Source organism: Chromobacterium sp. CCUG 76385 (assembly GCF_059916625.1).
The window spans coordinates 78,209-101,127 of the sequence record NZ_JAUCGU010000013.1 but is presented as its reverse complement, the minus strand read 5'-3'; the positions used below and the strand labels follow the sequence as shown (position 1 = coordinate 101,127).

Sequence of the window (22,919 nt, the reverse complement as noted above, 5' to 3'; positions counted from 1 at the left end):
CGGCGGACTGTGCGCCTTGCTTCCGGCACAAATCGGCTCAAACGCGATCCACTCACCAAACGTCAACAGCCCCTAGCCAATCGCACCAAGATGGTGCATTCTGAGCCTCAAAACGCCGCGTCCGCGCCGCAAGGCGCGCTTTTCGACGCCGCCAAGCTGGCGCGCTTATTGCTGATCAAGGACGCGGCCTCATTCCGCGCACCTTTATTCCTGAAAAGCGAAACCTCATGCCGACACCCAGCTTCGCCGGACTGGAACTGCTAGACACGCCGGTGCTGATCTGCGACGCCGCCGGCGCGCTGCGCTTCGTCAATCCCGCATGCGAGAACCTGCTGGCGCTGGGCAGCCGCGAGCTGCTGCGCCACGGCCTGACCGGCTTGTTTCATCCCTGCCCCGCGCTGCGGCAGGCGCTGCATACCGCGCTGCGCCAGGGCGCCAGCTATATCGAGCACGACCTGGAACTACGGCCGCAGCACAATGAAGCCATCCTGCATGTCACGCTGTCGATCACGCCGATAGACGGCGACGGCCTGCTGGCGCTGATCGAGCTGCGTCCGCTGGACCAGCAGCTGAAAATCGCCAACGAGGAAAGGCTGCTGCTGCAGCACCAGGCCAACCGCGAGCTGATCCGCAATCTGGCGCACGAAATCAAGAACCCGCTGGGCGGCATCCGCGGCGCGGCGCAATTGCTGGAGCACGAACTGGCCGACCGGCCGGAGCTGAAGGAGTACACCGAAGTCATCACCGAGGAAGCGCTGCGGCTGCAGACGCTGGTGGACCGCCTGCTGGCGCCGCACCGCAGCCACAGCCGCAGCCAGGTCAATATCCACGAGGTGCTGGAACGGGTGCGCAGCATCGCGCTGGCCCAGCATCCGCAAGGCCTGACGGTGGTGCGCGACTACGACACCAGCCTGCCGCTGCTGTCCGCCGACAAGGAACAGCTGATCCAGGTGGTGCTGAACATCGTCAACAACGCGGTGCAAGCCATGCGCGGCCAGGGCCGCATCGAGCTGCGCACGCGGGTGGCGCGGCAGATCACACTGGCGCGCAAACGCCACCAGCTGGCGCTGAAATTGCAGATCGTCGACGATGGCCCCGGCATTCCCGAGGACATCCGCGACCATATTTTCTACCCCTTGGTGACGGGCCGCGCAGAAGGCACCGGCCTGGGGCTGACGCTGGCCCAAGCCTTCGTCCACCAACACGGCGGCAGCATAGAGTTCGACTCCCGCCCCGGCCAGACCTGCTTCACCGTGATGCTGCCGTTCGGCGCCGACGCCGCCGGCTGACAACGATATCGACAAGAATACGAGGAGAAACCCCATGGCCCAACCGGTCTGGATCATCGACGACGACAAGGCGATACGCTGGGTACTGGAAAAGGCGCTGACCCGCGCCGGCATCGGCTTTGACAGCTACGCCAGCGCCGACGACGCGCTGAATGCGCTGTACGACGCCACGCCGCGGGCCATCATTTCCGATATCCGCATGCCCGGCACCGACGGCCTGAAATTCCTGGCCAAGGTCAAGGCCGAGCATCCGCAGCTGCCGGTGATCATCATGACCGCCCACTCCGACCTGGACTCCGCGGTGTCGGCGTTCCAGGGCGGCGCCTTCGAATACCTGCCCAAACCGTTCGACATTGATCAGGCCGTGCTGCTGATCGAGCGCGCGCTGGCGGAAAGCCAAGCCCAGAGCGGCGGCGCGGACAGCCCGGAGGCGCTGCCGGTGCTCTTGGGCCAGGCTCCGGCCATGCAGGACGTGTTCCGCGCCATCGGCCGTCTGGCGCAATCGCACGTCACCGTGCTGATCACCGGCGAATCCGGCACCGGCAAGGAACGGGTGGCGGAGGCGCTGCACCGCCATTCGGTTCGCGCCGCCAAGCCCTTCATCGCGCTGAACACCGCCGCCATCCCCAAAGATTTGCTGGAGTCGGAACTGTTCGGCCACGAGAAAGGCGCCTTCACCGGCGCGCTGGCCACCCGCCGCGGCCGCTTTGAGGAGGCCGAAGGCGGCACGCTGTTTCTGGACGAAATCGGCGATATGCCCACCGAGCTGCAGACCCGCCTGCTGCGCGTGCTGTCCGATGGCCACTTCTACCGCGTCGGCGGCCATACGCCGATCAAGGCCAATGTGCGGGTCATCGCCGCCACCCACCAGAACCTGGAGCAGCGCGTGCGCGACGGCTTGTTCCGCGAGGACCTGTACCACCGCCTCAACGTGATCCGGCTGCGCCTGCCGCCGCTGCGCGAGCGGCGCGAGGACATTCCGCTCCTGGCCCGCCACTTCCTGGCCAAGAGCGCCTCGCAACTGGGCGTGGAGCCGAAGCGGCTGTCCGAGGCGGCGATGGCGCTGATCCAGCGCACCCCGTTCACCGGCAATGTGCGCGAACTGGAAAACCTGTGCCAATGGATCTGCGTGATGGCGCCGGGCCAGACCGTGGAAATCGCCGACCTGCCGCCGGAGCTGCGCGAGCCAGCCACCCCGGCGCTGGCCGCGCGCGATGACGCGGCATGGGAAGCGCAATTGACGGACGAGATCCGACAGCGCCTGCAGGCTGGAGAGAGCGGCATCGTGGACGAGCTGACCCGCCGTTTCGAAACCGCCTGCATCCGCGCCGGCCTTGCCCATACCGGCGGCCGCAAGGTGGAGGCGGCGCAGTTGCTGGGTTGGGGCCGCAACACGCTGACGCGCAAAATCCAGGAGCTAGGTCTGGAAGCCCACGATGCCGGTTGATAACTATTAATCAAACAAGCAATTATAACCGCATCATTTTCAATAAATGCTGATAGAATCGGGCCAGTCCTCTAGTCCGATTCCATCGATGTTGCGTTCGTACCTCGCGCTGGCGGCGCTGTGCCCGCTCACGCTGCACGCCGCCGCGGCCTTGCAGCTGGCGGTCAGCTCGGCCCTGACCAGCCCCTACGTCATTGAAGACCCGTCGCCGGCCAATCCGCCGCGCGGCCGCGCCATCGAACTGGCGCAGGCCGCGTTGCGAAACTGCGGCCTGCAGGGCCGCATCAGCCGTCAGCCAGGGGAACGCATCGTGCAGAATCTGCAATTGGGCCGGCTGGATGGCGCGCTGCTGCTGTCCTACACCGATGAGCGCAGCCGGCTGATCGCGTTTCCGCTGCGCGGCGGTCAACCCGATCCAGAACGACGGATGACCAACCTGAGCTATGCCTTCTACGTCCGCAACGGCAGTCCGCTGCACTGGGACGGCAGCGGGCTCTACGGCATCAACGGCACCGTAGGGGTCAACCAGGGCTGGTCGATCGGCCGCGAATTGATGGCGCGCGGCATCGACGTCGAGGAAAGCGTGGGCATAGAAGACAATTTCGCCAAACTGCAGGCGGGCCGCACCGACGCCTACGTGCTGCACCAACTGGCAGGCGACCTCTACCTGCGCCACCATCCGGAATTGAAGATCCACCGCATGTCGCCGCCCTTGCGCAGCAAACCCTATTACTGGGTATTCAGCCGCGGTTACGCCCGCGAACATGCCAGGCAAGTGGCATGCCTATGGCGGCAGATGCCGCAACTGCGCCCGCGCTACCTGCCGGAAGGCGCGCGCTAAGCCTCAGCCAAAGCGCGCCAACTCACGCGCCCAATCCAGCCGGCCATCGGTCGGGGCCGCATCGTCCCGCTGCAGCGAATCCTCCGGCACAAACCAGCACACCTCAAACAGCAAGCCGTCCGGGTCATGGCCATATACGCTCTTGTGCACGCCATGGTCCTCTTCCATGCCCAGCTTGCCGATCTCGGCCAAATGGTCGCGTATGCGCTTCAATTCCTGAATGGTGTCCACCTCCCAAGCCAGGTGATACAGCCCGGCCCTGGGCTGATTCGGCGCAGGCGTCTCGCCGCGCGGGCTGAACGGCCCCGAGCGCTGCTGGCCCAGGTTGAGCTGGAACAACGCCAGGTCATGGTCGTTGTCGGAATGCGCGGCCTGCGCGAACACCGCGCGGCGGGAAGCGGCGTCGCCTTTGGGGCGAAAGCCCAGCACATCTCGGTAAAAAGCCGCGCTGTCCGCCACATCGCTGACGTAAAGCACGGCATGGTTGAGTCTTTTAATGCCCATCTATCACCTGAATTCTGGATTGGAAAAACACGGCGCGGTTCACGCCATGCCGCGCGGCACGCATGCGAAATCCCGCCGGCCGCGTTGAAGTTCATCATGCCACGATACCGCCGCTGGCCGTACACTGGCCCCACCCACATTTTTCCAGGCATCTCTCATCATGGACACCCGCCGCGCAGGATACGGTTTCTCTCTGGGCACGCTGATCGCCGTCGCCCTGTCATGGTCGGCCAACCACTCCATTCTGTGGGCGATCATCCACGGCTTCCTCAGCTGGCTTTACATCGCCTACTACCTGCTGACCCACGCGCTGCGCTGAGCCGTCCTGCCGGGCAGCAAGCCTCGGCGCGGCGCTCAGGGCAGCGCTTCGTACACCTCGGCCAGCACCCGCCCATCCTCGCCCAGCATGTAGTGGCTGCGGCCATAATGCCGCTCGCAGCGGCAGCGGCGGTAGGCGATGGCGCCGCTGGCGGCGAACAGCCTGGGCAAAACGAAATACTGGCGGCCGGCGAACGACGGACGGATGCCCGTCCGCGCCAGGATGCCGCCGAACGGCAGGTCCGACTCCACCAGTTGCCGCTTCAGCCGCGGTTCGAACGCCAGCAGCTCTATCCTGATCCAGGCCGCCACGTGGCAGCGCTGCCGCTCGTCCAGCAACAGGATGCTGCGCTCCAACCTGCGGGCGTCGTGGCGCTGCCACAGCCGGCGGATGCGCAGCGCGCAGCCGCGGCTGGCCTGCAGCGCGCCGGTCATATACCCATGGTGGACCAGCGCCTCGCGGCTGCAGACGCAGATCTCCTCCGGCGCCACCGGCCGCGCCTCCCGCCAGGGAATCTCGATGGCCGGCGGCGCCTGCTCGGATTTCCGCCGCAAGAGAAGGAGGCGGATTGCCGCGACGCTTGCCTGATGCAGGCTCACAGGCTGGTGACCATATGCGAGGAACAGACCGCGACGATGGCGCCATCCACGCCGCGGCCGCGCAATATGCGGGCGGCGGCGATGGCGGCGCCGGACGAGGGGCCCACCGGCTCGCCGCAAGCGGCCAGCGCCTCGTGCGCCGTGGCCCAGGCCAGCTCCGACGCCACCGGCACAATGCCGGCCACCGCCTCGCGCCGGAACAGCCGCGTCGGCGCCGGCGGCGCCAGGCCCGGGATATTGTGCGGCCGCCACGGCTCTCCCGACAGCACCGCGGCCTCCGCCGGCTCCACCGCGTAGACCGGCACGCCGGCCAGCGCCTCGGCGATGCCCATCAGCGACGCGCAGGTGCCGGCCGACACCGTCACCGCCGCCAATCCGGGTGCCTGGCGCAGCAGCTCTTCCCCCACTTCCCGGTAATGGCCGATCAGCTCCGCGTCGCTCAGTTGCTCCACCACATGGCTGCCCGGCATGCCGCGATGCGCGTCCAGCAGCTCCTGCAGCTGCGGATGCGGACGGCGCTCCACCTCCGCGCCCAGCCAGCGCGCGTAATTGACCACGCTGTCCGGCGCGCTGTCCGACATCAGCAGCAGCGCCTTGCAGCCGATCTGGCCGGCGGCCCAGGCGACGCTGACGCCGGCGCTGCCGGCGGTCATGATCACCAGCGTCGCGTCGCGGCTTATCCGGCCGGCGCGCGCGCGTTCAAGCAGCGTCTTGGGCAATGAGCGATGCTTGATCGACAAGGAAGGATTCAGGTATTCGAGCTTCAGGCTCAGGCCGGGCAGCAAGCCCGGCGCCGACAGCAATGGCGTCATGGAAAATCCCTCACAGATAGGCATGCACAGGCAGCGGCAGGTCGATGAAGCGCGGCACTTTGACGCCGTTGCCGCTGGCCATCTTGTCCTGCTTCAGCTTCTGGATCAGCTCCGACGGCACCAGGCGCAGGGAAGGCGCCACCGCCAGCCGCTGCAATAGCAGCTCTCCGACCCGGCCGACGATGTCGGCTCCGCGGTCTGCCGCCGACAGCCACACCTCCACCCGCTGGCCGCCCTGCTCGTCCGGACAGCGCACCACCAGCTCGTTGTCTATCCCCTCCACCCGGCCCAGCACGTCGAAAATCAGGTCCGGATAGACCGTCTGGCCCTGGATCTTCAATTGGTGGTCGACGCGGCCGATGATGGCGCCCAGCCGCGGCGAGCGGCGGCCGCAATCGCAGGGGCTGTCGTCCAGCCAGCTGGCGATGTCGCCGGTGCCGTAGCGCACCGCGATGAAGCCGCGCGGCAAGGTCAGCGACGTGACCACCACTTCGCCCGGCTGGCCCGGCGCGGCCGGCAGGCCGGTATCGGGATCGATCAGCTCGACGTGGACCGCGTCGTCGTTGATGTGGAAGCCGCGGTGCCGCAGACACTCGTGGCCGACCGAGCCCAGTTCGCTGCAACCGTATTCGTTGAGCGCGTCCTTCAGCCCCCACAGCTCCATCACCTTCCGCGCCACCGACGTCGGCCGGTTGTCGGCGTCGAACGCGCCGCAGGCGCCGAAATAGGCGTAATCCGGCAGGCACTCCGGCGCCGGGAAGTCCGTGCCCATGGTCTGCGCCAGTTCCAGCATCACCACCGGATTGCCGACCACGAAGGCCGGCTGGTGGTAATGCACCACATCCAGAATGCGCCGCGTGCGCTGCGGCGAGCAGCGGAACGGCCCCAGTCCTACTTTCTTGGCCGCCTGCAGCACCAGCGGTCCCAGCGTGAACATGTCGTTGTTGCTGAGCAGGTGCAGCATGCGGTCGCCCGGCTTCGCGCCCAATTCGGTCAGCACCCGCGCCACGCAATCCACCCACACCATCTCCTGCAGCCGGTGCACCGGCAGCTCCACCGGCCGGCCGGTGGTGCCGGACGAACTGACGACGTCGGTGAAGTCGCCGTACTCCATCAGCTCGTCCCAGTGATTGGACAGATCCTGCTTGCGGATCACCGGCAGCCGGTGGTACTCGCCGTCGCACAGCCATTGCATGATCTGGCTTGGCTCCACGCCCCAATGGCGCGGGTAGAACGGGCGCAGCGATGCCTGCTCGACGACGCGAGCAATCCTTGCGACAGGCAACATGATTCGTTTCCTCGTTGGAGTTGCAATCAAACGCCGGCCCCGCGGCCGGCCACGACGCCGCAGCGGCCGCTAAGTCATGGCGGGCCCCAGGCGGCTGTTCAGATAGCGCTCGCTGGCGCGGCGCAGCGGCGTCGGCACGCAGGCCAGCCACTGGTTGAAATGGATGCCGAGCAGGGTGTTGTTGCCAGCCCGGCTGGCCACGGCCGCGGCCAGCGTGGGGAACTGAAGGTTGTCGGGCTTGAGATCGCTGGGCTCGGCCTGGGAAAACGCGTCGCCGCGGCCATTCCAATCGCAGACCGCGCCCAGCCCCAAGCCGAAGCCGCGCTCCAAGCCGGCCGCGCGCAAGCGCGCCTGTTGCAGGCGAAAGCCCGAGCGGTCGAAGATATAGCTGTCGATATTGAGCTTCTGGCCGCCCAGCCTGACCTGGGTGACTGCGTGGAATAGCTTGGGCGGCAGGCAGAACAGCACCGGCGCCGGCACCGCGTGGCGCAGGATGCGCTTGTCCAAGGCGACGAAGCGCAGGCCGGCTTCGAAGCCGGCGCCGCGCAGCAACGCGCACATCAAGTCGGCCTGGGCGTTGCAATGCCCCCGCCCCAGCGCAAGCGTCTGCTCCGGCGTCACGCTTTCGAAACCGGCGGTGAAGCCGAAGCGCACCTGGTCGCGCACATAGTCGTGCAGGGCGACGCAATACTCGCGGTCGTCGGCCGGCAGGGCCTGGCGGTGCACCGTCTCCAGCACGCCGGCTATCGTTTTCCCGCTCATGCCCATGCCCTCCTGCCGAGGGCGGCGGCGCGCCGCTTGAACAGCAAGGCCGCGGCAGCCAGCAGCGCGGGCAGAGACAGCATGGCGAAGAACAGCGGCAGGCCCAAGTGGAGCTTCAGCAGCGTCGCGCCCAGCAAGGCGCCGGCGATGCCGCCGAAGCGGCCTATTCCCATCATCCATGCCACGCCGCTGGCCCGCCCCGCAGTCGGATAGTAGGCGGCCGCCAGCGACGGCATCGACGCCTGCGCGCCGTTCATCGCGATGCCGGCCAGGCAGATGGTCAGCGCCAGCAGGCCGTGATTGTCCAGCGCCTGGCCGATGCAGAACACCAGCGCGCCGGTCAGCAAGTAGGCCAGCGCCAGCACCCGGTGCGCGTCGTAGCGGTCCATCAGCCAGCCGGTCAGCGTGCTGCCCAGCAGGCCGCCGAACGGAAACAGCGCAGTCAGCAGCGCCGCCTGCCGCAAATCCATGCCGCTGTCGCTGATCAGAATCGGCAGCCAGCTGGTCAGCAGGTAGAAGATCAGCAGGCCCATGAAATAAGCCGCCGCCAACAGCAGCGTGCCGGTGCGGTAGTCGGCGGACCAGACCAGCCGCAAGCCGTGCGTCCGGTCTTCCTCGCGCAGCACCAGCCTGTCGCCGTCGCCCAGCCGCACGCCGGGCAGCAGCCGTTTCAGAATGCGGCGGGCTTCGCCGTCTCCGCCGCGCAGCAACAGGAAACGCAGCGACTCCGGCAACAGCAGCCACATCGCCGGCAACAGCAGCAAGGGCGCGACGCCGCCCAGCAGCAGCACGCTGCGCCAGCCGGCGTGCGGCACCAGCCACGAAGCCAGCAGCCCGCCGCAGGCGGCGCCTAGCGGAAAGCCGCAGAACATGGCGCTGACGATGAAGGCCCGCCGCGGCTCCGGAGAATATTCCGACATCAGCGTTACCGCGTTGGCCATCGCCGCCCCCAGGCCCAGGCCGGTGGCGAAGCGCAGCCAGGCCAACGCCGACAGGTCGGCGGCGCCGGCCGCCGCGACGCTCATCGCGCCGAACCACAGCACCGCCCCCAGCAACACGCGCTTGCGGCCGATCCTATCGGCCAGCGGCCCCGCCAGCAGCGCGCCGGCGGCCAGCCCCCACAACGCGGCGCTCATCACCGGCCCCAGCTGGGTGCGCGCCACGCCCCAGTCGCGGATCACGGCCGGCGCGATATAGCCGATGGCGGCGGTATCGAATCCGTCGCACAGCACGATCAGGAAACAGAGGATCAGGATGCGCCATTGCCGCGCGGAAAAACGCTCGCGATTGATCAACTCGCCGACATCCAGTTGCCTGGCCGACATCGATTCCGCCCCCATATAATTTAAATTCATAAAAATATATTGATTTCAAATATATGGTGCGCAACAATGCCCGCCGAAGTCAAACGAAATATTCATTTTGAGAATAAGTTAATTATTTATTTTCTTACGTCATTGGTCTCAATCAAGCCATAACCCAACCAGGACGCGGCCTCCCGCGCAGCTCCGCCATGTCGCCAACAGGAAACAGACCATTTGAAAACCATATCGGCATCCTGGCCTGCCCGGAACCGCGGCGCGCCGAATTGAAACCCATTGCCCTGGTCTGCGACGGCGAATGCCTGGGCCCCCGCCTGGATCTTTCCAGCCATCCGCTGGCCGGCTGGCTGCTGGAATCGATGCTGCCCGAGATCCGCCTGCTGGCGATGCTATTGGCCGCCCGCCGACCGCGGGCCAGGCCGACGCCGCCCCGACTGAGCGACGAGGCAGACTGGCTGGCGGCCCGCATCTATCTGCTGCGGCTGGAGAAAGTGGAAATGGCGGAAGCGGAGAATGACGTTCTGGCGCGGGCCAACGATAGGCTGCGCGAATTGTGCGGCGCCGGCGCGCCCGAGGCGACCGCCTGCGCCGCCGTCTCTCCGCAGCCTGTCTGGCTGCTGGCCGGCTGGGCGCCGTTCCAACAGGCAGCGCGGGATGTTGGCGGCATCGCCGCGATGGCGGCCAACAGCCGCCGCTTGCGCCCGCAATGCCGGCAGCGGCTGGACGCGCTATTGCCCTTGCTGCGGGCCGGCGCCGGCCGCTCAGGCCTCCAGCCGCGATAGGCCGGGCAAGGTAGCAAAACTGCTGTCGCGCACCGTCTGCACAAAGTCCTGCATGTATGCCCGCTCGGCGTCCGCCTCGCGCAACGCCGCGTACAGCTGGCTGTAAAGACCATGCTCGCCGACCCGGCGCGCCACCACGTAGCCGCGCTCCAGATAAGGCTGCACCGCCCAGTACGGCAGCGCCGCCACGCCGCGGCGGCTGGCCACCAGCTGAATGATGGCGATGGTCAGCTCGGCGGTGCGCCGCGCCGGATTGACGCCGGCCGGTGCCAGCACTTTGCGCAGCAGATCCAGCATCTCGTCCGCCACCGGGTAATGAATCAGCGTCTCGCCGGCGAAGTCCTCCGCCTGCCACGCCGCTTTCGCCGCCAATGGATGCTCGCGCGCGGCGATGCCCACCATCTCATAGGAAAACAGCGGCAGATGGACGATGCCCGTCTGCGGCTCCGTCTCCGACACGATGGCGAGATCGGCGCGATCGCTTAGCAGCAGGCCGACGGGATCGGCATGGAAGCCGGACACGATGTCCAGCTCCACCGCCGGCCAATGCTGGCGGAACTGGTCCATCGCCGGCATCAGCCAGTCGAAGCAAGTGTGGCATTCCACCGCCACCCTGACTTCGCCCGCCTCTCCCTGGCGGATGCGCGCCAGATCGCGCTCGGCCGCCGCCACCTTGGCCAGCAGCTCGCGCGCCAGCCGCAACAGCCGCTCGCCGGCCGGCGTAAAGCGCAAGGGCTGGGTTTTGCGTTCGAACAGCGTCAAGCCGTAGGCCGCCTCCAGCTGCTTCAACTGGTGCGACAGCGCCGACTGCGTCAGATACAGGCGCTGCGCCGCCTGCGACACGCTGCCGGTTTCAGCCAGCGCCGTCAGGCTTTTCAGATGCCTTAGCTCCAGCACGCTCATCATCGATTCCATTCATGTTGAACAGCAAAATAATGAGTTTGAATCATACAGCACAATGACGGATGCTGAACTGATCCAGATAGCCGGAAGCAACAGCATGCGCATCACCACCCATCTCCTTGGTTTTCCCCGCATTGGCGCCAAACGCGAACTGAAAACGCTGTTGGAAAACCACTGGCAAGGCGAAATTGACGAGGCCGGCCTGCTGCAAGGCGCGAAAGAGCTGCGGCAAAAGCACTGGCTGCTGCAAAAGGGCGCCGGCGTCGCGCTCAGCCCGGTAGGCGACTTCTCCTTGTACGACCATGTGCTCGATGCCCAGCTGCTGGTCGGCGCCGCGCCGCCGCGCTTCGGCTTCGATCCCGCCGCGCTGACCACGGCCCAGTACTTCCAGCTCGCGCGCGGCGCGCAGGACCAGCCCCCCTTGGAAATGAACAAATGGTTCGATACCAACTACCACTATCTGGTGCCGGAATGGCAGGCGGATACCACATTCCGCGCTCAACCCGACCGCCTGCTGTCCCAGCTGCGCGAAGCCCAGGCGCTGGGGGTGGCCGCCAAGCCGGTGCTGTTGGGACCCTTGAGCCTGTTGTGGCTGGGCAAGGTCAAGGGCGAGTCCTTCGACAAGCTGTCGCTGCTGCCCGGCCTGATCGCCGCCTACCGCCAACTGCTGGCGGCCTTGCGCGCCGCGGGCGCCGCCTGGGTGCAGATCGACGAACCGATTCTGGCGCTGGATTTGGAGCCTGCCTGGCTAGCGGCGCTGCGGCCGGCCTATGAGCAACTGAGCCAGGACGCCCCCAAACTGCTGCTGGCCAGCTACTTCGGCAGCGTGGCCGAGCATGCGGCGCGGTTGAAGACGCTGCCGGTGGCCGGCCTGCACCTTGACCTGGCGCGCGCGCCGGAACAGATCGACGCCTTCATCGACGACTACCCGGCCGACAAGGTGCTGTCCGCCGGCGTCATCGATGGCCGCAATATCTGGCGCGCCGATCTTTCCGCGCGGCTGGACCAATTGGCGCCGCTGGCCGAGCGCCTGGGCGAGCGGCTGTGGCTGGGTCCCAGCTGCTCGCTGCTGCACTGCCCTTTCGACGCCGCGGCGGAAACCTCGCTGGACGCCGAACTGAAAAACTGGCTGGCCTTCTCCGTGCAAAAGCTGAACGAGCTGAAAACGCTGCAGCGCGGCCTGGAACAGGGGCGCACCGCCATCGCCAACGAACTGGCCGGCAGCGACTTCGCCCGGGCGCAGCGACGCGGCAGTCCGCGCATCCATCATCCCGCCGTCGCCCGCCGACTGGCCGCGCTGCCGGCCGGCGGCTATCGCCGCGCCAGTCCCTATCCGGTGCGCGCGGCGCGGCAACAGGCCTGGCTCAAACTGCCGCCGCTGCCCGCCACCACCATAGGCTCCTTTCCGCAGACGCCGGCCATCCGCGCCAGCCGCGCGGCGTTCAAGCAGGGCGAGCTGTCCGCCGACGACTACCGGCAAGCGATGGAGAAGGAAATCGAACTGGCGATCCGCCGCCAGGAAGCGCTGGGGCTGGACGTGCTGGTGCACGGCGAGGCCGAGCGCAACGATATGGTGGAATACTTCGGCGAACAGCTGGCCGGCTTCGCCTTCACCGCCGGCGGCTGGGTGCAGAGCTACGGCAGCCGCTGCGTGAAGCCGCCCATCATCTTCGGCGACGTCAGCCGGCCAGGACCGATGACCGTGGACTGGGCGCGCTATGCGCAGAGCCTGACGGCCAAGCCGGTAAAAGGCATGCTGACCGGCCCGATCACCCTGCTGCAATGGAGTTTTGTGCGCGACGACTTGCCGCGCAGCGAAGTCTGCCGCCAGATCGCGCTGGCGCTGAACGACGAGGTGCGCGACCTGGAAGCCGCCGGCATCCGCGTAATACAGATCGACGAGCCGGCCCTGCGCGAAGGCCTGCCGCTGAAACGCGCCGAGCGCGGCGGCTATCTGGCCTGGGCCGGCGAAGCATTCCGCCTGTCCTGCCGGGGCGTGGACGACGCGACGCAGATCCACACGCATATGTGTTACTCGACATTCGGCGACATCCTGCCGGCCATCGCCGACCTGGACGCGGATGTGCTGACAGTCGAAACCGCCCGCTCGGACATGGCGCTGCTGGCCGACTTGGGCCGCTTCCCTTACCGCAACGCCATCGGCCCCGGCGTCTACGACATCCACAGTCCGCGCGTGCCCGGCGCGGACGAAATCCGCGCGCGCCTCCAGCAGGCGCTGCAGGTCATCCCGGCTGAGCGGCTATGGATCAATCCCGATTGCGGCCTGAAGACGCGCGGCTGGCCGGAGGCGGAGGCTGCCCTGCGCGCGATGGTGAAGGTGGGGCGAGAGCTGCGCGAGGAACTGGCGCAAAGCGCTTGAGCCGCAAATGACGACGCCCCGGCAAGGCGGGGCGTCGGACTGGGATAAGGGGCGGGTTCGGGGCTCACGGGTCCAGCATCCCCGGCGTCAACATCAGCTTCAGCCTGACCTGTTCGATGCCATGGCGCTCGCGGTGATTCAACCACCACACCGAGCCCTTCTTGACGCTCCACATCTGTTGCTGCTCCGCCAACAGTCTGGCCGCCAGCCAGCCGATGTAAGGCTGATGCCCCGCCACCACCACGGTGCCGCCGGCCTCCGGCCAACCTACCGCGCGCAGCACATCGTCCACCTCCGCGCCCGGGTTCAGCTCCGGCAACACGGTGTAGCTCTTGGCCAGATAGGCCGCCGTCTGCTGCGAACGCACCGCTTCCGAAGCCAGCAGCACGTAATGATCCGGCAAACGGTTGCGCAGCCAGGACGCCATGCGGCTGGCCTGCTGCTGCCCGCGCCGGGTCAGCGCGCGCGCCAAATCGTCAACGCCTTCCTCGGCCTCGGCGTGGCGCCATAAAATCAAATCCATATCATTCTCCTTGTTATCCGCCCTGCTGGTCATCAAATCAAGCCTAGCCGGGCGCGCCCTGCATGCTAACCGAGGTGCACCCAGCGCACCAGCCATGGCAGCAGCATCGCGGTGAAAACGCCATTCAAACCCATCGCCAGCCCTGCAAACGCGCCTGCTGCCTCGGACAAATGGAAGACTCTTGCCGTGCCGATGCCGTGGGCACTGACGCCGGTGGCCACCCCCAGCAGCATGTCGTCGTGCCAGCCCAGAAGCTTGAACAGCGGCGGCGCGATGACTGCCCCGACAATCCCCGACACGATGACGAACATCGCCGCCAGCTCCGGCGCGCCGCCCAGGCTGCCGGCCAGGCTCATCGCGATCGGCGTGGTCACCGCCCGCGTAGCCAGCGCCACCAGCACAGGCGCATCCAGTCCCAGCCACCAACCCAGTCCGGCCGCGCTGAGCATGCCGGTCAGCCCGCCGACGCAGATGCTGACGGAGAGCGGCATGACAGCGCGCTTCAAGCGCGACAGATTGCCGTACAAGGGCACCGCCAGCGCCACCGTGGCCGGTCCCAGCATCAACTGGATGAAACGGGCGCCTTTCATGTACTGCTGATAACTGCTGCCGCTGAGCCATAACCAACCCAGCACCAGCAACACGCCCAGCAGCACCGGATTGGACAGCGGGTGGCCATCGCAGCGGCGATTGGCGGCCAGCGCCAAACGATACGCCAGCAAAGTGACAAATATGCCTGTGAGCGGCGAATCGAGCACGGTCTGGCTAATGGCTCCGCTCATTGGAGCCTCCGCCGCAGCAACAGTTTCAACACCGCGCCGGTAAGCAATAGCGTGATGAGCGAAGACGCCAGCAGAATCAGCGCCAGTTGCCAACCATGAACGCGCAGCAAGGGGGCATAAGCCATCAGGGCGCCGCCAGCCGGAATGAACAGCAGCGACATGTGGCCGAGAAAACGCGGCGTCTCGCGCAGCAGCATGTCCGGCACGCCGCGGCGCAGCCACAAGGCCGCGAACAGCAGCAACAACCCCAACACCGGCCCTGGCAAAGGCCAACCCAAAGCGCGCGTCAGCGCTTCGCCCAATAATTGAAAACCCAGCAAACACAACATCAAATCCAGCATCGTTCGCCTCCCCTTTGCGCCTCATGATAAAGGCAAGAGATTGGCGGCGCATACCGCCACAGGCGACAAGCCGCGACGGCTTTTGGCATAATGCGCGCCATGGTAAACAATGCCCTGTGGCGCCCCGCGCCGCCCGTCCTGCCCGATTCGATGCGGGACTGTCTGACCGAGCCCGGCTCATTGAGCCTGCGCCTGCAAAGCAGCGGCCGCCGTTTTGCCGTGCGCGTGCTGCAGCAAGGCGTCAGCCTGACGCTGCAGGATGAGGCCGACGCGCTCGATGCCGCGCCGCATTCGCCGGCATACGCCCGGCACGTGCTGTTGACGCTGGACGACACGCCAGTGGTGTACGCGCGCAGCGTGGCGCGCCTCGGCTGTCCGCACTGGCTGCCGGTGCTGGAGCGCGGCAGCCGCTCGCTGGGACTGACGCTGTTCGGCGAACTGCCGGAACTGCGCCGCGACCCTTTGCGCTATGGCTTGCTGGATGCCAGCCATCCACTGGCCGCCGCCGCGGCGCAGACGCAAACCGCGGCAAGCTACCCCGCGCGGCGCTGCCGCTTCCTGCTGCACGGCTCGCCGCTGCTGCTGACCGAACTGTTTTTGCCCGCCTTGAAGGATTTGCTGTGATTTCGTCCGCCCGGATCCGCGACCGATACGAGAACTACCGCCAACTGATGCGCTGGGACAAGCCTATCGGCACGCTGCTCTTGCTGTGGCCCACGCTATGGGCGCTGTGGCTGGCCACCGGCGGCAAGCCGCATCTGCCCATCATCGCCATCTTCTGCCTGGGCACCTTCCTGATGCGCTCGGCCGGCTGCGTGATCAACGACTACGCCGACCGCGACTTCGACGCCCACGTGGCGCGCACCAGCCAGCGGCCTTTCGCCCGCGGCGCGGTCAGCCAGAAGGAGGCGCTGCTCCTGGCTGGCTTCCTGGCTCTGCTGTCCTTCCTGCTGGTGCTGCCCTTGAACACCCTGACCAAGCTGCTCAGCGTGCCAGCCTTGCTGGTGGCGGCCAGCTATCCGTTCACCAAGCGCTTTTTCCCGATGCCGCAGGCCTATCTGGGCATTGCTTTCTCCTTCGGCATCCCCATGGGCTTCGCCGCCGAAACCGGCTCGGTGCCGGCGCTGGCCTGGCTGCTGCTGCTGGCCAACCTGTTCTGGGTCATCGCCTACGACACCGCCTACGCCATGGCGGACAAGCCGGACGACCTGAAGCTGGGCATCAAGACCTCCGCCATCACGCTGGGCGATTACGATGTCGCCGGCGTGATGGTCTGCCACGCCGTTTTCCTGGCGCTGATGGCCGGCATCGGGCTGCATCTGGCGCTGGCCTGGCCGTATTTCCTGGGGCTGGCGGCGGCCGCCGCGCTGATGGCGCTGCAATACCGCGACATCCGGCGCCGCGACCGCGCCAAATGCTTCAAGGCCTTCCTCGACAACAACCGCGTGGGGGCGGTCGTGTTCGCCGGCTTGGCGCTGGGATACTTAGTGTAAATGGGTAAAATATGCCATTTACAATAAATTACCCTCGCATCAGCCATATCTCATGAACTTCCCTTCGCTTCCCTGCTCTGAACAAGGTCGGGCGCTGCCCGATGGCAAAACACGCCAATACCAATAAGTCACACAGGAAGGTGAACATCATGAAAAAACTGATGGCTGCTCTGATCGCTGCTGCTTTCGCTGGTTCCGCTTTCGCCGCCCCGGCCGCTTCCGCCCCGGCCGCTGAAAAGAAGATGGAACACAAGGCTGAACATAAGGCTGAACACAAGAAGTCGCACCACAAGAAGACGCACAAGAAGCACGCGTCCGGCGCGGCTCATGAAAAGCACAAGGCTGGCCATAAGGCTGCTTCCGCCGCCAAGTAAGCCTTGCTGCCATGAAAAAAGCTCCCTCGCGGGAGCCATGCCGCCCACTCCAGCGAGTGGGCGGCATTTTTCATGGCGCCGGGCAAATCCTGCCTGCCAAAACCCACGCGCAGAGGCGCGAACGCTATACCGCAAAACGAAAAAGCCCGCGATCATCGCGGGCCGGTCTCAATAAGGATGGATTTCAAACCGCTTCGACATTGTTGTGCACTTCGCTGTCGCGCAGCACGACCTGCGCCCAGACCACGGAATCCAGGTAGTACTGATTGACCAAGTCGATATCGAGATTCAGCACCTTGGCATGCGCTTCGATCTGCACATTGTCGCCATGCTCACAGGCCAGCGCCAGCGCCAGATGCGGGGCGAAGATGCCCTTTTGCTCGATCACCGCTTCGCGCACGGTCAGCGGCAATTCCAGCGGGTCCAGCACATCCGGAAACGGAATGTTCAGCAGCACGTCCAGCAGTGAAAACATGCCGGTCAGGAATAGGTGCTCCGCCTCCAGCTTGTTGCCGCGGTAGCTGCCTAGCTTTTCCATGAAGCGGGCGCGGATCAGCGATTTCTCCAGCAGCGCGATGGCGTTGCCATCCTCCTTGCGCGAGGTGAACAGCAACATGGACAGCCACTTGAACATGGTCTCCCGGCCCAGCAGCAGCAAGGTTTCCTCTATGGTCTGCACCTTGCGCGCCAGGCCATGGATAGGCGAATTGATGAAGCGCAGCAGCTTGAACAGCAGCACCGAATCCAGCTTGAACTGCGCCTCCACCTCCTTGGCCTCGGCATTGGCGCGCAGCAGCCGCATGATCTGCAGGACGCGGGTCTGGCTGTTGTCCACCTTGCCGCCTTCCAGCGAGTGCGCGGTGCTGACGAACGGCCCGTGGAACAGGGCGAAGCGATTGTGTCCCGGCGCGCGCAGGCAAACATCCAGGTCTTCGGCAGTGCCGACATTGCGGGCGATCCAGCGCACAGCCGGATAGCGCTTGGGCAGCTGGTCGAGAATCGGCGCCAATACCCGGGTGGACGGGCCGGCGAAATCCAGCACCATGTAGTCCATGCGGCCAAACAGGTCAGCCTGCAGGCCGGGCGTCAGTATGGTCTGGTCGTAGGCTGCCGGCTCCAGCGCGAAGCGCAGGCCCAGCTTTTGCAGATCGTCCAGCTGCCCCAGCATGAACTCGGACACTTCCATGCCCGGCACCGCCTCCAGCACGAAAATCACGCTGCCGGCCGGCATGCTGCGCAGCAGCGGTTCGTCCAGCGAGGTCATCGCGATATGGACGAAGGCGCGGCGGTAGGCCAGCAGGCGGAAGATATCCATATTGTGCAGCGTCGACAGCAGCAGCCGGTCAAACTCCTGCTGCTTGCCGGCCTCGATGTTGCGCTTGCCCTGGCGGACGAAAAAATCATAGGCCACCACCCGGCGCTGCTTGTCCATCACCGGCTGGTGCGAAACAAAGCCCAGCGTCGCCGGCAGCTCCTCCGCCGGCAACTCCGGCGGCAGCTCCAGCATCGTAGTGTCAGGCATGTCCGGCGACGAAGGCGGGCGCGTTTCTTCTACAGTGGTCTTTTTGAGACGTCCAGTCAGGCCATCGATCAGGCTTTTCAGCATGTTGGGATCCTATGTTGCACCGGCCGCCTCCCCCGCAAACCGGTATCCAGATAGAATTCTAGCCGATGCGACCGGCAATTCTCGGGGTTTCCACTTGCACGTCGCCGCACTGCGCGCGGTGGCGCAAGGCGTGGTCGATCAGCACCAGCGCCAGCATGGCCTCGGCGATGGGCGTGGCGCGGATGCCGACGCAGGGATCATGGCGGCCATGGGTTTCCATCACGATGGGCTCGCCCTGCTTATTGATGGAGCGGCGCGGCTGGGCGATGGAAGACGTCGGCTTGATGGCGATGGACACATCGATCTGCTGGCCGGTGGAAATGCCGCCCAGCACGCCGCCGGCGTGATTGCTGGCGAAGCCTTCCGGCGTCAGCTCATCGCCATGTTCGCTGCCCTTCTGCGCCACGCAAGCGAAACCGGCGCCGATCTCCACGCCCTTGACCGCGTTGATGCTCATCATGGCGTAGGCGATGTCGGCGTCCAGCCGGTCGAACACCGGCTCGCCCCAGCCCACCGGCACGTTGTCCGCCACCACGCGCAGCCGCGCGCCGATGGAGTCCAGGCTCTTGCGGATGGAGTCCATGTATTCCTCCAGCCGCGGCACCACGTCCGGGTCGGCGCTGAAGAAGGGGTTCTGCCCCACATGCTCCCAGCCCTTGAACGGCATCTGCACTTCGCCGATCTGCGTCATGTGGCCGCGAATCACGATGCCGTATTTCTCGTTCAGCCACTTTTTGGCGATGGCGCCGGCCGCCACGCGCACTGCCGTCTCGCGCGCTGACGAGCGGCCGCCGCCGCGCGGATCGCGGGTGCCGTATTTGTGCCAGTAGCAGTAGTCGGCATGGCCGGGACGGAAGGTGTCGGCGATATTGCCGTAGTCCTTGCTGCGCTGGTCGGTATTGCGGATCAACAGCGCGATCGGCGTGCCGGTGGTCTTGCCCTCGTACACGCCGGACAGGATTTCCACGGTGTCCGGCTCGCGGCGCTGGGTGACGTGGCGGCTGGTGCCGGGCTTGCGGCGATCCAGCTCGATCTGGATGTCGGCCTCGCTCAGCGCCAGGCCGGGCGGGCAGCCGTCCACCACGCAGCCTATGGCCGGCCCGTGGCTTTCGCCAAAAGAAGTAACGGTAAACAATCGACCCATGCTGCTGCCTGACATCTGCGATCCCCTGCTGTTTTCGTCTATGCGATCGATTCTAGCATGAGCGATCAGGCGAACTCGCGCCGATACGCGGCCGGGGTCATCAAGAAACGTTGCTTGAACACGCGGTGGAAATACAGGTTTCCAGACGAGCCTGCATGCTGTTCTCCTCCATTTGTGGATGGAACAAGGCTAACGCAGGCACGGAAGGCCGATATAGTGGCGAGATCAGCCGGATGTGGGCTTTTGTGACATCGCGGCGGCGCGCTGGATCATTCTCACAAGAAAAATCCGCCAAAAAACAAAACGCCGGCGGGGCCGGCGTCAAAACGGATGCAAGCGCGAGGCTTCACCAGGGCAGGCTGCCGCCCTGGCGGCGATACCAGCCGGTGACGGACAAGCGCTGCCGCTTGGCCGGCAGCACCTCGTGCCAGAAACGGTCGGACAGGAACAGCACCAGCGTGCCGGCCTCCGGCTCCACGTCGATGAACTGCTGGCAGTCCTGATCCAGGTACAAGCGGATCTGGCCGCCGGCGCCGGCCGGCCAGTGTTCATTGAGGTAGAACACGGTGGTCAGCGTGCGGGCGTCGTCATCCTGGAAACGGTCCAGATGCTTTTTGTAGAACGCCCCTTCCGGATACACGGCGAAATGCGACTCCAGCTCGGCCAGGCCCAGATACAGGCCGCGGTTCACCGCCCGCATGATCTCGTCCATGGCGGCGTTATAAGCCGCGACGGCCGGCAACTCGGCCACCTGATCCAGCCACAGCACGGAGTCGGAGCGGATTTCGGCGCGGCGGGCCTGGCCATCGGCGCGGCCGGTGGCGGCTTCATGGAAGCGCCCCTCGTCCCATACTTGCAGGCAGGCTTGGCGCAAATTGGCGGTCAGCTCCGCCGGCAGGGCTTGGGGAATGACGATCCAGCCTTGTTCGGCCAGCGTGTCGAGAACGGCGTCAAGATCGAATTGCAGCGCGGTCATATCGGTTTTGCTCAAAAAACGGGCTGACGCTTTCTACCACAAGCCAGGACGCAAGGCGAATGCCGGACGTCAATCTTCCCTGACATTTCGCGGATGCTATCATCTCAGACCACCCACACGCCTAGAGCCCAATGCCATGGAAGGACTGCTCAACACCCTGCTGGACATGCTGAACCTGCCCAAAGTGGGGCTGTCCGCCATTTTTCTGATCAGCCTGGTTTCCGCCACCCTGCTGCCGCTAGGCTCGGAGCCGGCGGTCTTCGCCTACATCAAGCTCAAGCCGGACATGTTTTGGCCCGTGCTGGCCGTCGCCACGCTCGGCAACACCTTGGGTGGGATCATAGATTGGTGGATGGGCTATGGCGCCAAGCTCGCCTTGCTGCGCTATCGCCTGCGCCGCAGCCATCTCAAGCATGGCCATGCTCACGCCCAAGCGGCCAGTCCGTCGCAGCCGGCTGGCAAAGCGCCGCTGGGCAAACGCTACGTCCGCTGGATGCGCCTTCGCGGCGCGCCTATCCTGCTGCTTTCCTGGTTGCCGGGAATCGGCGATCCCTTGTGCACCTTGGCAGGCTGGCTGCGCATCTCGTTCTGGCCCAGCGTGTGCTACATGACCGTCGGCAAATTCCTGCGCTACCTCGTCACCACCTCGGCGCTATTGTGGGTGCCGGACGACTTCTGGCGCGGTCTGGGCCAATTATTCTGAACGGTCGCCGCCGCCCGCTCGAAGAACCAGTGACTGGCGCTCAATAATTTTCCGCCACCGCGTCGTAGCGCCCCGCCAGCCAGTCCAGCGCCAGCGGAAAATGGTCGCGCGGCGCATCGGGGTGGGTCAGCAGCGACACATGGTTGTAGTCGTGCAGATGCCCGCCGCGCCGCCCCAACAGATGCAAGCGCGAGAGGTGCGGGCCGGACTCGTCGCGGAAACGGCGCACGTCCTCCGGGTGGCCGCGGCAGGGGTCGTTGACGGCGGCGAAATACAGCGTGGGCGGCATATGACCGGCGCGCGCCGCGGTGGCGTAGTCGAAGCCGTCATCGCTGTCGACCCACGGTTTGGGCTGCGCCCACAGCTTGCTTTGCAGATGGCTCTTGTCGCTCTCGTCATCGGCCCCCAGCCGGATGCGCCGCGCCGGCAGATAGCCGAACACCTTGATCAACCAGCGCGAAGCGGTGTTCCACATGAAGTCCACCTCGACCAGCTTGTTGAGGCTGCGCACGCGCACGCTGCGCTTGGAGCCGAAATACACCACGCTCGCCACCTCGGCGGCGATGTCGGGAAAGCGCACGAGGCAGCTCGACATATGCACGCCGCCCCAGGAATGGGCGATCCAGTGCAGCTTCCGGCCGCCGCTCTTGCGGCGGATGAAGGCGTGCAGCGCCGGCAAGTCCTCGCAGATGGTCTCGGTCTGGCCGTGGCGGCTGTGCGGACCGATCTTGGGCGTGCTCTTGCCGCGGCCGCGCAAATCCGCCACATAGACGTCGTAGCCGGCATCGGCCAGGAAGTGCGCCAGCCCTTTGCCGGAATCGGTATAGAAGATGCGGCCGTTGGCCATCACGCCGTGCACCATCAGCACCGGCGCGCCGCCGGCGCGGCCAATGCGCTTCAGATACAAGCGCTCGCCGTCGCCCACCGGCACATGATAATCCTGCTGCAGTTTCTCCATGGCTTCCTCGCTGGGTCATGCCGTCGCCGTCTGCGCGGCGATTCAAGCAAACGCTTGATCATGACAAAGAACCCGGCAAAGCGGAAGCACCAGCAGACCCTGGCGGCGCAAGGCGATGCGAACGCGCGCGCGGCACTGCGCCGGCTCCCAGCAGGCAAGTTGGCCAATGGACAGCAGCGGCCGGACCGATTCCGCCGCGCGGCCGCTGGCTTGATATCCGTCAAGCGCCGGGCCGCAAGGCTCTTGAATCCGGCGCGATCCGCCCCTATCTCATTTATCGCCACGGCATCCGCCGTAAGTCAGTGAACTGAAAGGAGAATCAGATGAACATGCTGCCCAGCCGCCATAGCCTGTTTGACGAATTTTTCCGCGATTTCACCCCGGGCTTCTTCATCAAACCATTGCATGGCGACGCGCTGCCATCGCAAATCAGGATGGATGTGAAGGAAACCGAGCAGGCTTATCTGGTGGACGCCGAGCTGCCCGGCGTCGGCAAGGAGGACATCCATGTCGAGATCGACGGCCCCTTGGTGACCATCAAGGCCGAGGTCAAACAGTTTGACGAAGCCAAGCAGGACCAGCAGAAACTGCGCAGCGAGCGCTACTACGGCATGGTGTCGCGCAGCTTCCAGCTGCCGCAGGACATCGACCGCGATGCCGCCAGCGCCAAGTATGAAAATGGCGTGCGGTGCCTGACGTTGCCGAAGAAGCGCAATAGCGGCGCCGGACAGCGCCTGCGCATCGAGTAGTCCGCGGGACGCCGTCTATGCA

General features: G+C 65.8%; 26 protein-coding genes. 12 read left to right on the top strand and 14 right to left on the bottom strand.

Annotation, left to right across the window (positions count from 1 at the left end):
* The 4 genes from QUG01_RS10890 to QUG01_RS10875 form a co-directional block, all read left to right on the top strand.
* On the top strand, positions 1-264 hold a 264-nt coding region (locus tag QUG01_RS10890; RefSeq protein WP_500830159.1), incomplete at its 5' end, for a hypothetical protein.
* Positions 228-1,289 (top strand): nitrogen regulation protein NR(II), encoded by a 1,062-nt coding sequence (gene glnL / locus QUG01_RS10885; protein ID WP_500830158.1) that lies wholly within the window; start codon positions 228-230, stop codon positions 1,287-1,289. The genes QUG01_RS10890 and glnL, both read left to right, overlap by 37 nt.
* Positions 1,290-1,323: 34 nt before the next feature.
* Positions 1,324-2,736: a nitrogen regulation protein NR(I) gene (ntrC, locus tag QUG01_RS10880; protein WP_500830157.1), complete on the top strand. Its 1,413-nt coding sequence runs from the start codon at positions 1,324-1,326 to the stop codon at positions 2,734-2,736.
* An 88-nt stretch (positions 2,737-2,824) separates the two neighbouring features.
* A complete protein-coding gene (locus QUG01_RS10875) occupies positions 2,825-3,577 on the top strand; it encodes a substrate-binding periplasmic protein (protein WP_500830156.1) in 753 nt (250 codons plus the stop codon).
* A gap of 3 nt (positions 3,578-3,580) precedes the next feature.
* Here the strand turns inward: QUG01_RS10875 and QUG01_RS10870 are convergent, their stop codons facing one another.
* On the bottom strand, positions 3,581-4,081 hold the full coding sequence (locus QUG01_RS10870) for a VOC family protein (protein ID WP_500830155.1): 501 nt from the start codon (positions 4,079-4,081) through the stop codon (positions 3,581-3,583).
* A 160-nt stretch (positions 4,082-4,241) separates the two neighbouring features.
* Between QUG01_RS10870 and QUG01_RS10865 the strand changes: the two genes are divergently transcribed.
* Positions 4,242-4,400, top strand: a complete 159-nt coding sequence (locus QUG01_RS10865; RefSeq protein ID WP_500830154.1) for a hypothetical protein — start codon at positions 4,242-4,244, stop codon at positions 4,398-4,400.
* 35 nt (positions 4,401-4,435) lie between these two features.
* On the opposite strand, the gene QUG01_RS10860 is transcribed toward QUG01_RS10865, so the two are convergent.
* The 5 genes from QUG01_RS10860 to QUG01_RS10840 all read right to left on the bottom strand — a co-directional run bounded on the left by QUG01_RS10860 (position 4,436) and on the right by QUG01_RS10840 (position 9,216).
* Positions 4,436-4,954, bottom strand: a complete 519-nt coding sequence (locus QUG01_RS10860) for a hypothetical protein (RefSeq protein WP_500830153.1) — start codon at positions 4,952-4,954, stop codon at positions 4,436-4,438.
* Between the two features lie 41 nt (positions 4,955-4,995).
* The gene (locus QUG01_RS10855) at positions 4,996-5,811 is read right to left on the bottom strand and encodes a pyridoxal-phosphate dependent enzyme (protein WP_500830152.1); all 816 of its coding nucleotides are present in this window, start codon (positions 5,809-5,811) and stop codon (positions 4,996-4,998) included.
* 10 nt (positions 5,812-5,821) lie between these two features.
* Entirely contained in the window at positions 5,822-7,099 is a 1,278-nt protein-coding gene (locus QUG01_RS10850; RefSeq protein ID WP_500830151.1) for a phenylacetate--CoA ligase family protein, read from the bottom strand.
* A 69-nt stretch (positions 7,100-7,168) separates the two neighbouring features.
* Complete coding sequence (locus tag QUG01_RS10845) at positions 7,169-7,861, bottom strand: transglutaminase-like domain-containing protein (protein WP_500830150.1); 693 nt, start codon at positions 7,859-7,861, stop codon at positions 7,169-7,171.
* Positions 7,858-9,216, bottom strand: coding sequence for an MFS transporter (locus QUG01_RS10840; RefSeq protein ID WP_500830149.1), 1,359 nt, complete (start codon positions 9,214-9,216; stop codon positions 7,858-7,860). Before QUG01_RS10840 ends, QUG01_RS10845 begins: the two co-directional genes overlap by 4 nt.
* 158 nt (positions 9,217-9,374) lie before the next feature.
* Between QUG01_RS10840 and QUG01_RS10835 the strand changes: the two genes are divergently transcribed.
* Positions 9,375-9,965 carry a hypothetical protein gene (locus tag QUG01_RS10835; RefSeq protein ID WP_500830148.1) on the top strand — a complete coding sequence of 197 codons (591 nt, stop codon included), beginning with the start codon at positions 9,375-9,377 and terminating at the stop codon, positions 9,963-9,965.
* Here the strand turns inward: QUG01_RS10835 and QUG01_RS10830 are convergent.
* Positions 9,945-10,871, bottom strand: a complete 927-nt coding sequence (locus tag QUG01_RS10830; RefSeq protein WP_500830147.1) for a LysR family transcriptional regulator — start codon at positions 10,869-10,871, stop codon at positions 9,945-9,947. The genes QUG01_RS10835 and QUG01_RS10830 overlap by 21 nt on opposite strands.
* Positions 10,872-10,965: 94 nt before the next feature.
* On the opposite strand from QUG01_RS10830, the gene metE reads away from it, so the two are divergent.
* Entirely contained in the window at positions 10,966-13,248 is a 2,283-nt protein-coding gene (metE, locus tag QUG01_RS10825; protein WP_500830146.1) for a 5-methyltetrahydropteroyltriglutamate--homocysteine S-methyltransferase, read from the top strand.
* A gap of 64 nt (positions 13,249-13,312) precedes the next feature.
* Here the strand turns inward: metE and QUG01_RS10820 are convergent, their stop codons facing one another.
* The 3 genes from QUG01_RS10820 to QUG01_RS10810 form a co-directional block, all read right to left on the bottom strand.
* Entirely contained in the window at positions 13,313-13,771 is a 459-nt protein-coding gene (locus QUG01_RS10820; protein WP_500830145.1) for a SixA phosphatase family protein, read from the bottom strand.
* Positions 13,772-13,836: 65 nt separating this feature from the next.
* Positions 13,837-14,553, bottom strand: coding sequence for an LrgB family protein (locus tag QUG01_RS10815; RefSeq protein WP_500830144.1), 717 nt, complete (start codon positions 14,551-14,553; stop codon positions 13,837-13,839).
* A complete protein-coding gene (locus QUG01_RS10810) occupies positions 14,550-14,894 on the bottom strand; it encodes a CidA/LrgA family protein (protein WP_500830143.1) in 345 nt (114 codons plus the stop codon). The genes QUG01_RS10815 and QUG01_RS10810 overlap by 4 nt, the downstream gene beginning before the upstream one ends.
* Before the next feature lie 99 nt (positions 14,895-14,993).
* On the opposite strand from QUG01_RS10810, the gene QUG01_RS10805 reads away from it, so the two are divergent.
* The 3 genes from QUG01_RS10805 (at position 14,994) to QUG01_RS10795 (ending at position 16,761) form a co-directional block, all read left to right on the top strand.
* On the top strand, positions 14,994-15,518 hold the full coding sequence (locus QUG01_RS10805) for a chorismate--pyruvate lyase family protein (RefSeq protein ID WP_500830142.1): 525 nt from the start codon (positions 14,994-14,996) through the stop codon (positions 15,516-15,518).
* Entirely contained in the window at positions 15,518-16,387 is an 870-nt protein-coding gene (gene ubiA, locus QUG01_RS10800; RefSeq protein ID WP_500830162.1) for a 4-hydroxybenzoate octaprenyltransferase, read from the top strand. Before QUG01_RS10805 ends, ubiA begins: the two co-directional genes overlap by 1 nt.
* Before the next feature lie 149 nt (positions 16,388-16,536).
* Complete coding sequence (locus QUG01_RS10795; RefSeq protein ID WP_043620569.1) at positions 16,537-16,761, top strand: hypothetical protein; 225 nt, start codon at positions 16,537-16,539, stop codon at positions 16,759-16,761.
* A 184-nt stretch (positions 16,762-16,945) separates the two neighbouring features.
* Here the strand turns inward: QUG01_RS10795 and QUG01_RS10790 are convergent, their stop codons facing one another.
* The 3 genes from QUG01_RS10790 to QUG01_RS10780 form a co-directional block, all read right to left on the bottom strand.
* Entirely contained in the window at positions 16,946-18,367 is a 1,422-nt protein-coding gene (locus QUG01_RS10790) for an EAL and HDOD domain-containing protein (protein WP_500830141.1), read from the bottom strand.
* 58 nt (positions 18,368-18,425) lie between these two features.
* The gene (aroC, locus tag QUG01_RS10785) at positions 18,426-19,526 is read right to left on the bottom strand and encodes a chorismate synthase (RefSeq protein ID WP_500830140.1); all 1,101 of its coding nucleotides are present in this window, start codon (positions 19,524-19,526) and stop codon (positions 18,426-18,428) included.
* A 331-nt stretch (positions 19,527-19,857) separates the two neighbouring features.
* Entirely contained in the window at positions 19,858-20,487 is a 630-nt protein-coding gene (locus QUG01_RS10780; RefSeq protein WP_500830139.1) for a 2OG-Fe(II) oxygenase, read from the bottom strand.
* 136 nt (positions 20,488-20,623) lie between these two features.
* Here QUG01_RS10780 and QUG01_RS10775 point away from each other — a divergent pair, with 136 nt between their 5' ends.
* A complete protein-coding gene (locus QUG01_RS10775) occupies positions 20,624-21,190 on the top strand; it encodes a YqaA family protein (RefSeq protein ID WP_500830138.1) in 567 nt (188 codons plus the stop codon).
* 40 nt (positions 21,191-21,230) lie between these two features.
* On the opposite strand, the gene QUG01_RS10770 is transcribed toward QUG01_RS10775, so the two are convergent.
* Positions 21,231-22,148: an alpha/beta fold hydrolase gene (locus QUG01_RS10770; RefSeq protein ID WP_500830137.1), complete on the bottom strand. Its 918-nt coding sequence runs from the start codon at positions 22,146-22,148 to the stop codon at positions 21,231-21,233.
* A gap of 323 nt (positions 22,149-22,471) precedes the next feature.
* Here QUG01_RS10770 and QUG01_RS10765 point away from each other — a divergent pair, with 323 nt between their 5' ends.
* Positions 22,472-22,897 (top strand): Hsp20/alpha crystallin family protein, encoded by a 426-nt coding sequence (locus QUG01_RS10765; RefSeq protein WP_500830136.1) that lies wholly within the window; start codon positions 22,472-22,474, stop codon positions 22,895-22,897.
* The last annotated feature ends 22 nt before the right edge of the window (positions 22,898-22,919 follow it).

Bases quoted from the DNA above. Each gene is read 5' to 3' on its own strand.
- QUG01_RS10805 (WP_500830142.1), top strand. From the start codon at position 14,994: ATGGTAAACAATGCCCTGTGGCGCCCCGCGCCGCCCGTCCTGCCCGAT.
- aroC (WP_500830140.1), bottom strand. From the start codon at position 19,526: ATGTCAGGCAGCAGCATGGGTCGATTGTTTACCGTTACTTCTTTTGGC.
- QUG01_RS10780 (WP_500830139.1), bottom strand. From the start codon at position 20,487: ATGACCGCGCTGCAATTCGATCTTGACGCCGTTCTCGACACGCTGGCC.
- QUG01_RS10790 (WP_500830141.1), bottom strand. From the start codon at position 18,367: ATGCTGAAAAGCCTGATCGATGGCCTGACTGGACGTCTCAAAAAGACC.
- QUG01_RS10850 (WP_500830151.1), bottom strand. From the start codon at position 7,099: ATGTTGCCTGTCGCAAGGATTGCTCGCGTCGTCGAGCAGGCATCGCTG.
- QUG01_RS10770 (WP_500830137.1), bottom strand. From the start codon at position 22,148: ATGGAGAAACTGCAGCAGGATTATCATGTGCCGGTGGGCGACGGCGAG.
- QUG01_RS10870 (WP_500830155.1), bottom strand. From the start codon at position 4,081: ATGGGCATTAAAAGACTCAACCATGCCGTGCTTTACGTCAGCGATGTG.
- QUG01_RS10875 (WP_500830156.1), top strand. From the start codon at position 2,825: ATGTTGCGTTCGTACCTCGCGCTGGCGGCGCTGTGCCCGCTCACGCTG.
- QUG01_RS10840 (WP_500830149.1), bottom strand. From the start codon at position 9,216: ATGAATTTAAATTATATGGGGGCGGAATCGATGTCGGCCAGGCAACTG.
- QUG01_RS10820 (WP_500830145.1), bottom strand. From the start codon at position 13,771: ATGGATTTGATTTTATGGCGCCACGCCGAGGCCGAGGAAGGCGTTGAC.
- ntrC (WP_500830157.1), top strand. From the start codon at position 1,324: ATGGCCCAACCGGTCTGGATCATCGACGACGACAAGGCGATACGCTGG.
- QUG01_RS10855 (WP_500830152.1), bottom strand. From the start codon at position 5,811: ATGACGCCATTGCTGTCGGCGCCGGGCTTGCTGCCCGGCCTGAGCCTG.
- QUG01_RS10830 (WP_500830147.1), bottom strand. From the start codon at position 10,871: ATGATGAGCGTGCTGGAGCTAAGGCATCTGAAAAGCCTGACGGCGCTG.
- QUG01_RS10835 (WP_500830148.1), top strand. From the start codon at position 9,375: ATGTCGCCAACAGGAAACAGACCATTTGAAAACCATATCGGCATCCTG.
- QUG01_RS10815 (WP_500830144.1), bottom strand. From the start codon at position 14,553: ATGAGCGGAGCCATTAGCCAGACCGTGCTCGATTCGCCGCTCACAGGC.
- QUG01_RS10845 (WP_500830150.1), bottom strand. From the start codon at position 7,861: ATGAGCGGGAAAACGATAGCCGGCGTGCTGGAGACGGTGCACCGCCAG.
- QUG01_RS10810 (WP_500830143.1), bottom strand. From the start codon at position 14,894: ATGCTGGATTTGATGTTGTGTTTGCTGGGTTTTCAATTATTGGGCGAA.
- QUG01_RS10795 (WP_043620569.1), top strand. From the start codon at position 16,537: ATGAAAAAACTGATGGCTGCTCTGATCGCTGCTGCTTTCGCTGGTTCC.
- QUG01_RS10765 (WP_500830136.1), top strand. From the start codon at position 22,472: ATGAACATGCTGCCCAGCCGCCATAGCCTGTTTGACGAATTTTTCCGC.
- QUG01_RS10775 (WP_500830138.1), top strand. From the start codon at position 20,624: ATGGAAGGACTGCTCAACACCCTGCTGGACATGCTGAACCTGCCCAAA.
- glnL (WP_500830158.1), top strand. From the start codon at position 228: ATGCCGACACCCAGCTTCGCCGGACTGGAACTGCTAGACACGCCGGTG.
- metE (WP_500830146.1), top strand. From the start codon at position 10,966: ATGCGCATCACCACCCATCTCCTTGGTTTTCCCCGCATTGGCGCCAAA.
- QUG01_RS10865 (WP_500830154.1), top strand. From the start codon at position 4,242: ATGGACACCCGCCGCGCAGGATACGGTTTCTCTCTGGGCACGCTGATC.